Below are 13,345 nucleotides of genomic sequence, written 5' to 3'. Positions count from 1 at the left end.
TCGAGCACAACAGGTCCTTGACTCCGAGATCAAACCATGGGGACAGAATCACTCTGAACAGGCTGCCCCTTGCGAACACGAGCAACAAAAGGGAAGACAAACAGGGTTGGATTCGAGCTATAGTTGACCTCGTCACTCGGCTCCCGCCTCGCTGTGGGTCGCGCTTGCCGCCGAGTCGGAGTACAGCGCGACCGGCTCGGCGTTGCAGGCCTCCTTTCCCAAATCAGCTCGGGACCGCATCAGATGTCGCAAAAGATCATGGTAACCCTCGACGGCAACGAGGCCGTGGCCTACGTCGCCCACCTGACCAACGAGGTCATCGCCATCTATCCCATCACCCCATCGTCCAACATGGGTGAATGGGCGGACGAGTGGTCGTCTCTCGGAATCCCGAATCTTTGGGGCACGATTCCTGATGTCGTGGAGATGCAAAGCGAAGCCGGAGCCGCGGGCGCCATCCATGGCGCCTTGCAGGGTGGGTCACTCGCGACCACCTTCACCGCCTCGCAGGGATTGCTGTTGATGATCCCGAATATGTACAAGATCGCCGGCGAGCTGACCCCCACGGTGTTCCACGTCTCCGCCCGCTCACTCGCGGCGCAAGGGTTGTCGATCTTCGGCGATCATTCGGACGTCATGGCCTGTCGAGCCACGGGATTTAGCATGCTCTGCTCCGCCTCGGTGCAGGAGGCGATGGACTTTGCCCTGATCGCGCAAGCCCTGACCCTGGAGAGCCGGGTCCCGGTGCTGCACTTCTTCGATGGCTTCAGAACCTCGCACGAGGTTACAAAGATCGAACAGGTCTCGCACGAGACCGTCCGCGCCATGATCGACGAGGACCTCGTCAGCGCCTGCCGGGCGCGTGCCCTGAATCCGGATCGCCCGGTTGTGCGCGGTACCTCGCAAAACCCGGACGTCTATTTCCAAGGTCGTGAAACGGTCAACCCATACTATGCCGAGATCCCCGGCATCCTGCAGCGCACGATGGACCGCTTCGCCAGCCTGACCGGGCGTCAGTACCAACTGTTCGACTATGTCGGCGCACCCGACGCGGAACGCGTCATCCTGCTGATGGGCTCGGGGATCGGCGCGGCGCAAGAGGCGGTCGAACACCTCGTCGCGCAGGGCGAGCGGGTCGGCCTGATCAAGGTTCGACTCTTCCGCCCCTTGGCCGCCGACGCCCTCCTCGCGGCGCTGCCCCCAACGGTCGGCCACATCGCCGTGCTCGATCGCTGCAAAGAGCCCGGTGCCGACGGGGAACCACTCTACAAGGACGTGATCACGGCCCTCGCCCGCAGCCTCTCGCTAGGACAACGCACCAGCATGCCACGCGTGATCGGTGGTCGCTACGGCTTGTCCTCAAAGGAATTCACGCCGGCCATGGTCAAGAGCATCTTCGATGAATTGACCCAGCCCGCTCCTCACAACCCCTTCACCATCGGCATCCTCGACGATGTCACGCACACCAGCCTCGACTGGGATCCCACCTTTAAACCCGATGCGCTCGAGGGCGTGACCAACTGCGTCTTCTTCGGACTCGGCTCCGACGGGACGGTCTCGGCCAACAAGAACTCAATCAAGATCATCAGCGAAGAGACCCCCAACTACGGGCAAGGCTACTTCCAATATGATTCCAAGAAGGCCGGCGCTGTCACCATCAGCCACTTGCGCTTCGGTCCCAAGCCGATCCACAGCACCTATCTGATCGGCGAGAACGATGCGAGCTTCGTCGCCTGCCATCAGCCGACCTTCCTCACGCGCTATGACATGCTCGACTATGCGCGACCCGGCGCGGTGTTCCTGCTCAATTCCCATGTCCCGCCCGAGCGGATCTGGGACGAGTTGCCCCGCGCGATGCAGCAGACGATCATCGACAAGGGGATTTCCTTCTTCGTCGTCGATGCCTACGGGATCGCCAGCGCGGCCGGCATGGGACGTCGGATCAACACCATCATGCAGACCTGCTTCTTCGCCATCTCCGGCATCCTGCCGCGCGACACGGCGATCGCCCACATCAAGGATGCGGTCAAGAAGAGCTATGGGAAAAAGGGTCAGTCCCTCTTGGATCGAAACTATCACGCGATCGACGCCGCCATCGCTGGTCTGCACCAGGTCACGATTCCAGCACAGGTCAGTAGCGTCTTCGAGCGCCCACCCGCCGTACCGAGCACCGCGCCGGAATTCGTGCGCCAGGTCACGGCGACCTTGATCGCTGGGAGGGGCGACAGTCTACCGGTCAGCCTGATGCCCGCCGATGGAACCTGGCCAACTGGCACGACACGTTATGAAAAGCGCAATATCGCGCTGCAATTGCCGAAGTGGGAGGAAGACCTCTGCACCCATTGCGGCAAATGCCCCATGGTCTGTCCGCATGCGGCAATCCGGGCCAAGGTCTACCCAGCGGCACTCACCGGCGCGGCGCCACCGAGCTTTCAGCATGTCCAGATCAAGGGTAAGGATTTTCCGGCCGATCACCACATCACCTACCAGGTCGCACCGGATGATTGCACCGGCTGCGGACTCTGCGTCGAGGTCTGCCCGATTCGCGACCGCAAGGATCCCAATCGCAAGGCCCTCAATATGGTTCCCGCGGAGCAGACCCATGGCGTCGAGCAGACCAATTGGGACTTCTTCCTGACCTTGCCGGAGTACGATCGCACTCAACTTGATCGCTCCAAGATCAAACACGCCATGATGATGGAGCCGCTCTTCGAGTTTTCCGGTGCCTGCGTCGGTTGCGGAGAGACGCCCTACATCAAGCTGGCCTCGCAACTCTTCGGCGACCGCATGTTGATCGCCAATGCCACCGGTTGCTCGTCGATCTATGGTGGAAACCTCCCGACCACGCCCTACACCACCAATGCCGAGGGGCGTGGACCGGCTTGGAACAACTCCTTGTTCGAGGACAACGCCGAGTTCGGCCTCGGACTCCGCCTCGCGGTCGACAAGCAAGCCGAACATGCGCGCGAGATCATTCGCCGCCTCGCATCACAGATCGGTGAGAACCTCGCCGATGCCATCCTGAACGCCGATCAGTCCACCGAGGCCGGGATCTTCGAGCAACGCGAACGGGTCCTGTTGCTGAAGGAGAAGCTGAAGGGGATCGACTCCATCGATGCACAGGCGCTCATGGGCATCTGCGATCAAGTCGTGAAACGCAGCGTCTGGATCATTGGCGGCGACGGCTGGGCCTATGACATTGGCTACGGCGGCGTCGATCATGTGCTTGCCAGTGGCCGCAACGTGAACCTCCTGATTCTCGACACCGAGGTCTATTCGAACACGGGCGGTCAAACCTCCAAGGCCACCCCGATGGGGGCAGTCGCCAAGTTCGCGGCGTCCGGCAAAGCGACGTTTAAGAAGGATCTGGCCATGATGGCGATGGCCTATGAGAACGTCTATGTCGCGCAAGTCGCGTTCGGTGCGAAGGATGTCCAGACAGTGCGCGCCTTCCTGGAGGCCGAATCCTATGACGGCCCCTCGGTGCTCATCTGCTACTCGCCCTGCATCGCCCACGGCGTCGACATGTCAAAGAACCTGCGTCAACAGGACTTGGCCGTCAACTCCGGGCATTGGGGCCTGTTCCGCTTCGACCCACGTCGGCTCGATCGAGGCGAAAATCCGCTCATCGTCGATTCGAAGGCGCCGAGCATTCCCTACCGTGACTTCATCGACTCGGAAACGCGCTTCAGTGTCCTAACGAGAACGCACCCTGAGGCCGCGGAGCGGTTCCTCCAACTCGCGCAGAATCATGTCCAGACCCGCTTTACGCTCTACGAGCAATTGGCACAACTGGCGGTTCAGAAACACCCCGCGGCAGCCCCGCGCGAGACGGAGCCGAAATCGACCTGACGCACGATTCGACGAGCGGACCGTCCTCTCGATCCGCTCGGCGCGATGCCCTCATTGGAAGGCATCGTCGCCGAGCATCAGGAGTCCGCGCACACGCCTTTGCGGCATCCTCTCAACGGGCACCCTTATTCGACGTCGCACATCTTTTGCCGGAGCAATCGCTATGGATCTCACGACCAATTATCTCGGGCTCACCATCAAGAATCCGCTCGTGCCCTCGGCCTCGCCGCTGTCGAAGAGCATCGAGCTCTCGCGCGAGCTCGAGGACAACGGCGCCGCGGCCATCATCATGTGGTCCCTGTTCGAGGAGGCGGTCACGGCGGAGACCGAGAGCATGGTCCGATTCCTCCAAGATCAAGAGACCGGCTTCGCCGAGGCAGGCAATGGTTTCCTGCCGGATCATCAGGATTTCACGGGCGCGCTCGACCGCTATCTCGAGAACATCCGCAAACTGAAGGAGGCACTCGACATCCCGGTCATCGCCAGTCTGAATGGGGTGACCCCTAGCGGCTGGATCAGTCACGCGACCGCGCTGCAACAGGCCGGGGCCGACGCCCTCGAACTGAACGTCTACTATGTGGCCGGAGACATCAGTCAGACGGGACTCCAGGTGGAGGAGCGCTACCTGACGTTGCTGCGTGAGCTACGCCGTCATGTGCAGATCCCGATCAACATGAAGCTCTCATCGAGTTTCAGTTCCGTTGGTCATTTCGTCGGCCAGATCGGCGAGGCCGGCGCCAATGGTGTCGCGCTCTTCAATCGCTTCTACCAGCCCGATATCAACATCGACAGCCTTCGACTGCAGTCCAGTCTGCACCCCTCGACCTCCGCCGACGCACTCCTCGCCATGCGCTGGATCGCTCTCATCTACGGACGGTACGATGGACTCTCGCTCGGTGCCACCGGAGGCATCCACACCCCAACCGATGCCATCAAGCTCCTGCTCGCCGGTGCCGATGTCGTGCATTTGTGCAGCGCATTGCTCCGCAAGGGGCCGGGCCATCTCGCACTGGTCCTGCGCGGGATCACCAACTGGATGGAGGAACAGGGATTCGAGACGGTCGATGAATTTCGCGGTCGGGTCAGCGCCATCTCGGTTCCGAATCCTGCGGAGTTCGAACGCGCCAACTATGTCAACATCCTCGACAGCTACAGCTTCTCACCTGGCGTGATGGTCTAGCGCTGTCCCCCGCGCCCCGGTCTTCACCAGGGCGCGCGCCCGCCAGTGCGCTGGCTCACCAGAGTGTTACCCCCCCCGCACCGTGACGAGAGCGACCGCCGAGCGCGGCACCGATCCGCCCTACCGCTCGGTCGCGACAAAACGCTCAACGGGAATACAACGTGGGACCAGCCGGCCGCTCGGACCTGGCCGCATCAAAACCACCTGGCGACTCTGATCGGGACCATGGCTCACATGGATCGGCTGATCCTCGCCGTAAACATACAGCCGATCGAACGGAGTCTCGCTCGCTACCCAACGCGCCACCTCAAGCATGTCCTCGTCCTCGACGATGAAATCCACCGCCGCGCCGAGCCGCGAACAGATTGGATGGCCGAGCCGGTTGCGCTCATGGGCGGCGTGTTGATCGCGCTTCGGATCGATGCGACCCGGGATCGCCTTCGCCAAGGCGGCTGAGCAGAATCCATAGGTCAGGCGGATCATGCCGAAATACTCGATCACAGGATCCAGGACCTGGGTTGCGAGGTCGCAAAGAGCGGTGTAACTCTCCGGCTCCCGCGGACAATTCTCGAGCCCCGTGGCGGCCTGCGTCTCCCCACAGGCGATCAACTGCCGATAGGTCAGGAAGCGCCCACACGCCTCGTCGAGATCTGGAATCGTCCGCGCGCGCACCAGATTGCACCCCTCGACCACCCACCGCTGCCGTGCAAGCAGCGCATCAAAGCGCGCGGGTTCAGGACCATACCCACTGGACCAGTCCAGAAGACCGAGTTCCTCCAATGCGTCCTCGAACGCCACCTGCTCCGGGTAACCCTCGTACTCCTCGTTGAGATACCGCGACTTATGATAGAGATAGGGTGGTTCGAACCGCTCACCATAGGCGAAGTAATCAATGTCCTGCTCACGGAGTTTGATCTTCACCCGCTCGATCAGTCGCGGCAGTGCGTGACCATCGAAATCATCAAAACGCAGCAGGGTCAATTTACCCGAGCCGATATGGATCTTGACCAGATCAGCCTCGCGGATGTCGCCATAGAGCATGGCCGCCGCCCCCACATAGACGCGCAGCAAGGCCGGAAGCTGCTCCACCAGACGCGTATCCAGTTGCAATGAGCGGCCGGGGTCAAGCCAACCCAACCCGTGCTCGGCGGCCTCTTGACAGGCTGCCGCGATCGCCTCGGTGTCCGCGATCCGAAACAGCGCCTGTCGCCCCGTCTCGAGTGCCGCGGGATAGTCACCAAAGAACGCCTTGATGTCGCGTTGCAATCCCGCATCCAGATGTTTGTAAGGACGACGTCGACTGAATTGCTGTAACGCGAAATAGACCTCGAGGTCGGCGCTGCGCGCCTGCTCGGCCCGAGCCAGCGCCTCCGCGACCTCCGCTGCCCCCTTGTGCGTCTCCAGCAAGCGCAACGCCTTGTTCAGACTGCCAAACCCTTCGATCAGGTCCGCTAGATCCGCCACCTCGCTGGGGTCCGGCGTGCGCCCCAACTCCAACCAACAGGACCAGAGTCGCTCCAAAGGCTCGCGGTAGGCCGCGTAGCGTTCGGCGACACGATCGCGCCGCGGACGGGCTTGGCGTTCAGGGCGTTGCGCGGCACGCAGGATCGGTACCCGCAAGCGATTGCGCCGACTCGCGTAACGCTCCACCAGGAAACGCTGCTCGGCATCCTTGTCACGAAAGACATAGAGCACCCCCGGCGCGACCGGAATGGGCTCCTCGTCGAGCACCTGCTCCAGATAGGCCTTGATCTCGGCCTGGGTGAAATACTTCTGAAAGGTGCCGCGCTGCGTCATCACCCCGTCACGGAACCGCTCGCCACGCGGGTCGTTTTGATTGGCCAGCATCACCGACACCACCAACAACTGCTCGGCCAACGACCAGGCGCGCGTCAGGGCCGCGACCCGCTCATCGAAATCCTCAATGACGTTGATGACGAAACCGAGATTGACGATCTCCGCCGCGACGATCGGCTCATCCGGCGCGAAATACGGATCCCACCCCGATGCCATCAGGCCATTCTCGCGCAACCCCCGCACATCATCGCCACGACCACAGCCATAGTCGAACACGCGATAGCGCCCATCTAGGAAACCATGCCGTGCCAGCGTCTGCATCGGTGCCGAGAACCCATAGCGCACCATCGCCGTGCGCTGTCGTGCCGCCTCCCAGTCGAGCGGCCGATCCCAACCCACGTGTCCCGGCGCTCCAGACGCCTGCTCCAGATCCGGCGCCGGGCGGTCCGGGTCCGCACCCTGATCAGACACATCCTCGAGATTCCCCAGCGGCACCAACGTATGACCCGAGACGCGATATCCGGCCTCGGCCACGGAGGCATCCCATTGGCGTCGATAGCCAATGCGCTTTGGATCATCGAATAAACCAATGGATTCGGCCTGCTCGGTCAAGGCCGCAAACTCCGACCACTGGGGATGGTCAGGCGCCAGCATGAGTTCCTTGCGATGCAGGATCGGAGGGTTCAAGGAGTCGGCATAGGTGCGATAACCGACCTCACCCGTCGCGATCAGGACCCGCCAACTGTCACGCAGAGCCGGGAAGGGTTCCTCGAAGAACGCGGGATAGTGGAGAAAGGCAACTTCACCCGCTTCCAGATCGACGCGCACCAGATCGAACCGCTCGCACGCCTCGGCAGGCAACCGCTCGCGCGCCCGAGCGACCAGCTCGGCAATCGCCCCGCTGCTGCGCTCGAGGAGGGAGCGATGAAGATAATGTCGTCCGGCGACTGTCTTGCCTGTACTCATTCAATCATGATGCGAGATCGTGGTAAGTGATGAGCGGCCGGTGCCAGGTGCTGCAGGTTCACCGGTCACTGGAGGGTGCCGGGTCATCCTGCGCGCGTCCCGAGCGCACGCCCAGGGGGTTCGGCGCGGAACAGCACAGCAGCCAATAGCTCAGACCCGCGGCCAGCCCGCAGAATGCCATGCCGAACAACAGCGGCGCGGCGGTGCCGGTATGGAACAGACTGATCAGCGATCCCATCACCGCCCCCAACCCGAAGCGCGACGCCCCCGAGAAGGCCGAAGCCGTGCCCGCCATCCGCGCGAAGGACGCCATAAAACCCGCCATGGCATTGCCCAGCACCACCCCCGCCATACTGAGATACAGCAGGGTGGCGCCAATGATCGCCCACAAGGGCGGAACGCCCCAGAGACCGAGTCCAAGCAACAGGAGCGCGGCGATCATCTGCACCCCCAGCCCCATCCGCAGCAGCCGCTCGGCGCCGAAGCGCAGCACCAGCCGCGCGTTCTGCATCGTGACCAGCATCGCCACGGCGACGTTGGCTCCAAAATAGACCCCGAACCAAACCTCTTCCACCCCGTGCAGGTCGATGTAGACAAAGGCCGACGCCACGATATAGCTCATCATGCCGCCGAAGGAGAAGGCACCCGCCAAGAGATACCCCAGTCCGCTGCGATCCCTTAGGATCGTCCGATAATTGCGCAGCACGCGGCCCAATTCCGGCGCGTGCCGCTGCTCGATCCCCAGGGTCTCGGGCACCAGGATCAGAAAGAGTCCGCCCGCCAGCAACGCCAGGATCAGCAACGCCATGAAGATCCCGTGCCAACCCACCCAGACCAGGATCAGACCGCCCACCGATGGCGCCACCAACGGCGCCATCGCCGTGGTCAGCATCACCAGGCTCATGGTTTGCGCATAGCGATCCCGCTCGAACAGATCGCGCACCAAGGCCGGCACCGTCACCGCGATCGCCGCGCCCCCGAGCCCCTGCACCGCCCGCCCCGCCAGCAACACCTCCATCGTTGGCGCCAGCGCACAGATCAGTGCGCCCAGAGCGAACAGCAACAGCCCGCTGCCGATCGTCGCCCGCCGCCCCAGGACATCCGAGGCCGGACCCAGCACCAACTGGGCAAGCGCGAAGACGCCCAGGTAGAGGGTCACGCTGAGCTGCGCGATCTCGATGGTCGAATCCAGATCCCGCGCGATCGCCGGCAGACTCGGCAAATACAGATCGATGGCAAACGGCGTCAGCCCCGAGAGCAGCCCCAGGGTCAACAACATCGAAAGACGAATCTGCATGCAAGCTCCAAAGCACGCTGCTGCGACGCAGCGTTCTCTTCAAAACACGAGCGATTGAAAAGGGAATCCCAGATCCGCGTCGGCCTCGAACGGCCACCGGCTGGTTCGAACGCTGTCCACGAGGCACGCGACCCGATCGGAATAGGCCCACAGCGCGCACCCGTAGACGGCCATCCGACCGCCTCGGCGGCGCTGTCCTGCTCTCCAGGCGCAGCCGCCTAACCATCAGCAGGATGCGCACAGCTGCGCGAAGGACTCCAGATCATAGTCGTGGGCCCAGCGGGCGAGTGTCTCATGCAACAGGGGGTCAGTCTCCCGCAGTGCCTCAAGGTGCGAGGCGATCTGCTCGAAATCACCGATCGACACCGCCGCGGACACGGCCGTTCGCCAGGACTCGGGGTGCGCGGCCCAACGCTCGGCCAGTGCCGCCTGCGACAGGGCCGAGCTGGACGCGCCGTCCGCCGGCGCCGCCGCGTGGATGACCCGCAGCTCGGCGAACCGTGCGACCAGCTCGAGGATCTCGTCGACCTGAAACGGCTTATGGGCGAGCGCCACGAAACCAAGCGCCAGAGACTCTTCGGGTTGGACATCCAGGCCACTGGCGGTCAGGGCGATCACGCGCGTCTGGATCGCGTCCGGGCGTTCCCGCATCCGCGCCATGATCCGTCGGGTCGCCTCCTCACCCGACATCACCGGCATGCGCAGGTCCATGAAGATCAGATGCGGCTGCCAGCGCTCCCAGAGTTCGAGCGCTTCGCGCCCATCGGCGGCCTCGCGCAGCTCCAGCACGGGCGGCTGAGGATTGATCGATTCGAGCAAGACACGCAGCGGCGCGCGATTGTCGGCCAGGTCATCGACGATCAGCAGCCGCCGCGGCGGCTGACTCGGTGCTAGGCCAATGATGGGCATCGACTCGACGGGAAGGGCTTCCGCCTGCGCAGAGCCCACCACCGGCAACCGGAGACTGAACTCAAACCGACTGCCGTGCCCCACCCGACTCTCCACCGCAAGTTCACCACCCATGAGTCGCGTGTACTCACGGGACAAGGCCAAACCCAACCCGGTGCCATCCTGCTGCCGACGACCCGCCGCGGTCTGCACAAAGGGATTGAAGAGCTGGCCCAATTCCTCGGTGGTGATGCCGACGCCCGTGTCCGCAACACTGAAGCGAATCTCGTCCGCGCCGATCGCTCTCGCCATCAGGGTCACCCGTCCGCACGCGGGCGTGAATTTAATCGCATTGCTGATCAGATTGATCAGCACCTGCCGCAGCTTGGTTGCATCCCCAACGACCAACCGCGGCAGTTCATCGGTCACCCGCTCCAGGGTCAGCCTCCGTTCGCTCGCGCGCTGACGAAAGAAGGACTCGGTTTCGCACAGGAGCGCGGGCAGATCAAAGGGAGCGGTTTGGCACAACATCCGTCCAGCCTCGACCTTCGCCATCTCCAGAATGTTGTTGATGAGCGTCAGCAGATGCTCGCCACTGCGTGCGATCACATCCACGCTCTGGCGCTGCTCGGCGGGCAAATCTGGTGTGCGCGCCAAGATCTGGGCAAAGCCGAGAATGGCGTTCAGCGGCGTGCGGATCTCGTGGCTCATGTTGGCCAGAAAGACCGACTTGGCGCGATTGGCCGCCTCGGCCGCGTCGCGCGTCTGCTTCAGCTCCTGCTCCTGGCGCTTCCGCTCGCTGATATCCTGCACCTGAGAAATGAAATAGAGTGGCTGTCCGCTCGCATCGCGCACCAGCGCGGAGGCCACCAATCCATACACGACATGGCCTTCAGAGTGCCGATAGCGCTTTTCGAACACCGCATTGTTGACGCCCCCATGCTGAGCCCGCTCGATGAAGGTCGGACTCAGTGCAATGTCCTCCGGTTCGGTCAGATCATTGACCGTCATCCCTTCCAAGACCTCGCGAGGGTAACCGAAGATCTCGGTCATCTTGTCGTTGACCTGGAACAACCGACCTTGAAGGTCGACCAAACACATCCCGGTATTGGCATTGTCGAAAGCCAACCGAAATCGCGACTCGCTCTCGCGCAATGACTGTTCGCGTTGCCTGATGGCCTCGGACATGGCACGGAAGCGTCGTTGCAGGCTGGCGAGTTCCCGGAAACGCGACTCGACCACGGGCACGGAAACGGCGAATTGTCCCTGCTCGAGATCCCGCATCCGCTCGGCGAACGCGGACACGGGCTGAATGATCGACCGATAGAGCCATCGATTCTTGATCATGACCACGAGGATCAAACTGACCAGCATGCCGCACAGATAGAGCAGCATCGTCCAACGTTGCGTCTCGAGCAGGTCGGTCGGAATCAAGATGACGATCCGCGCCCCCAGGATGGCGGTGTCGCAGACATGGGGAATCCAGCGCCGCCCCGCGACCTCCAGGGTGTCTCCCGTGGTGGTTTGGGACAACAACGTACGCAGGTCAATCAGACCGATACCGTTCTCGGGGACGCCGGAGAGGAGCACAAAGCCATCCTCGGACACCAACAACAGGGGCGTGCCCGATGCCTGCGACAGATCGGTCAGTAGGCGTTTGACATAGTCGAGCGTCAAGCGCCCCAGAAACAGCTCTCCACCGAGACGCATGCTGTAATAGGTACTGGGTGTGTCGTCCTCGAAACCGCGCTGAATGGCGGAGTAATGCATCGTTTCGCCCTGTTCCTCGAGAGAGCGACCCAAGTTGCCGCCGGTAAAGCAGAACCCGGTGAACACGCGACTGGTCGGCGCTGCCTTGTAGATCGACTCGATGCACAATGCCTCATCAAGGCGATAGATATCGGAGAAGGTCTCGACGAGCATGGCCGATGCGCCCTGGCGTTCCGTTTCGGGTAGCGCAACGAATCGTTGGAAGGTCGTGCGGGCATCCTCAAGCTGGTTATCGAGCAATAGGTTGATCTTGGCCGCATCGGCCAGACGCAGATCCAGGTATTTCCGCCCCATGTCGTCCAGCACCAGCCAGACGGCCACGACCAGGATGGCCACGACAAACAATAATGCCGTCCCCTCCAAAAAGAGGGTGTGACGCCAGAAGGTCGTCGGGCGCGCGGCCCTCACCGTAACTCGCGCGCGAGGTCAGTCAGGAACACGAACGGCAGAGCCTCGAGATCACCAAACTCGTCGAAGAGGACCGGACCGAGGCTGGTGGCATGTGGTCCCTGCGACAGGAGATAGTGCTTGACCGTCGCGGGTGTGTCGTGTCCCGCGGCAAAGGCCTGATTCAGCAGCTCGAGCGCCCGCCGTGTGTTGATCGTCATGTCGTGTGGCTGATAACCGAAGCGGGCGGACAGCCGTTGGAAGTAGGCGTCGAGCAGCGGATCATCCTTCCGCGAGGGATGCTGACTCGGCAGGATGAGACGTGTGATGGCCGGCCCCGCGGTATCGAGAATCGCCGGCGAACGCGCCCACGGCGTCAAAAGAATGGGCGCCTCGGGATGATTGACATAGAAGAGTTGAGCGATGTTGCCAATGGCGGGCAGGTAGCTGCCCGCGAGGATATAGAGTGCGTCGAAGGGCTCGGCCATCAGCGGCCGATCCTCATCGGGCCTGAAGTCAGACACTTGCAACGGTCGATGGACGATGTCCCAGTCGCTCAATGCGGTCAACTCGGAGACGAAGGTCGCGAAGGCGGGATCGGTGTAGGCCCGGTTGCCCGTGTCCTGGAAGACCAGCAGGCGCCGGCCTGGCCATCGCGCGACCTCGCGCGCGATGGCGCGCTGCTCGTGATGGGCATCGGGCGTGAGGCGCAGAAAAAAATCATCGCGGCCGCTGAGCAGCGGGCTGGTCGAGGCGGCATTGAGCATCAGTGCACGACCGTCGGCGAACAGATGCAGACTCGCCTCCGCGCAGTTGGACGGATGCGTGGCGATAAAATAATGCATCCCTTCGGCCATGGCCTCTTCGATCGCCTGGGTGGTGCGCTCGGGCATCCATTGATCATCCACCGGGATGACTCGGATCGGGCCATCGGGATGGTCATCCATGAACAGCTCCGCCGCATGGATCTCGCTGGAGCCCACGATGGCCGCGGACGTCACCCAGGTGACCAACCCAACGTCGACCGAGTTTGGTCTGGATGAGGCCCACCAGCTCCACCAGACCAGCGACAGGAGCAGCACGAGCCCGAGCGACGCCACCCATAACCCCTGTTGTGTGCCAGCGACCCCTTGCGACATGTAAACCTCTGTTGCGCCTTGCACGATGCTTTGATCATAGCGCAAGACTCAGAGGACACGCGCACGCGG

General features: G+C 62.7%; 6 protein-coding genes. 2 read left to right on the top strand and 4 right to left on the bottom strand.

What is annotated here, in order from left to right; genetic code table 11:
* Nucleotides 1–243 precede the first annotated feature (243 nt).
* Together nifJ and CKO25_RS09160 are read left to right on the top strand one after the other, a co-directional pair.
* Nucleotides 244–3,852 carry a pyruvate:ferredoxin (flavodoxin) oxidoreductase gene (nifJ, locus tag CKO25_RS09165; RefSeq protein WP_200387629.1) on the top strand — a complete coding sequence of 1,203 codons (3,609 nt, stop codon included), beginning with the start codon at nt 244–246 and terminating at the stop codon, nt 3,850–3,852.
* Nucleotides 3,853–4,015: 163 nt separating this feature from the next.
* The gene (locus CKO25_RS09160; protein ID WP_200387628.1) at nt 4,016–5,032 is read left to right on the top strand and encodes a dihydroorotate dehydrogenase-like protein; all 1,017 of its coding nucleotides are present in this window, start codon (nt 4,016–4,018) and stop codon (nt 5,030–5,032) included.
* Nucleotides 5,033–5,152: 120 nt separating this feature from the next.
* On the opposite strand, the gene CKO25_RS09155 is transcribed toward CKO25_RS09160, so the two are convergent.
* From CKO25_RS09155 to CKO25_RS09140, 4 genes are all read right to left on the bottom strand, one after another.
* Nucleotides 5,153–7,795 (bottom strand): DNA phosphorothioation-associated putative methyltransferase, encoded by a 2,643-nt coding sequence (locus tag CKO25_RS09155; protein ID WP_200387627.1) that lies wholly within the window; start codon nt 7,793–7,795, stop codon nt 5,153–5,155.
* 58 nt (nt 7,796–7,853) lie between these two features.
* Nucleotides 7,854–9,092, bottom strand: a complete 1,239-nt coding sequence (locus CKO25_RS09150) for a Bcr/CflA family multidrug efflux MFS transporter (protein WP_200387626.1) — start codon at nt 9,090–9,092, stop codon at nt 7,854–7,856.
* Nucleotides 9,093–9,317: 225 nt separating this feature from the next.
* Nucleotides 9,318–12,158 carry a PAS domain S-box protein gene (locus CKO25_RS21140; protein WP_200387625.1) on the bottom strand — a complete coding sequence of 947 codons (2,841 nt, stop codon included), beginning with the start codon at nt 12,156–12,158 and terminating at the stop codon, nt 9,318–9,320.
* The gene (locus tag CKO25_RS09140; protein ID WP_200387624.1) at nt 12,155–13,276 is read right to left on the bottom strand and encodes an ABC transporter substrate-binding protein; all 1,122 of its coding nucleotides are present in this window, start codon (nt 13,274–13,276) and stop codon (nt 12,155–12,157) included. Before CKO25_RS09140 ends, CKO25_RS21140 begins: the two co-directional genes overlap by 4 nt.
* Nucleotides 13,277–13,345: the final 69 nt, after the last annotated feature.

It is taken from the genome of Thiocapsa imhoffii, from assembly GCF_016583985.1.
Lineage (GTDB): Bacteria > Pseudomonadota > Gammaproteobacteria > Chromatiales > Chromatiaceae > Thiocapsa > Thiocapsa imhoffii.
The sequence above is the reverse complement of the archived record's forward strand: the minus strand, read 5'-3'. Positions and strand labels throughout refer to the sequence as shown.

Excerpts from the sequence above, each read along its gene's own strand:
- nifJ (WP_200387629.1), top strand. The coding sequence starts at position 244 with ATGTCGCAAAAGATCATGGTAACCCTCGACGGCAACGAGGCCGTGGCC.
- CKO25_RS09155 (WP_200387627.1), bottom strand. The coding sequence starts at position 7,795 with ATGAGTACAGGCAAGACAGTCGCCGGACGACATTATCTTCATCGCTCC.
- CKO25_RS09140 (WP_200387624.1), bottom strand. The coding sequence starts at position 13,276 with ATGTCGCAAGGGGTCGCTGGCACACAACAGGGGTTATGGGTGGCGTCG.
- CKO25_RS09150 (WP_200387626.1), bottom strand. The coding sequence starts at position 9,092 with ATGCAGATTCGTCTTTCGATGTTGTTGACCCTGGGGCTGCTCTCGGGG.
- CKO25_RS09160 (WP_200387628.1), top strand. The coding sequence starts at position 4,016 with ATGGATCTCACGACCAATTATCTCGGGCTCACCATCAAGAATCCGCTC.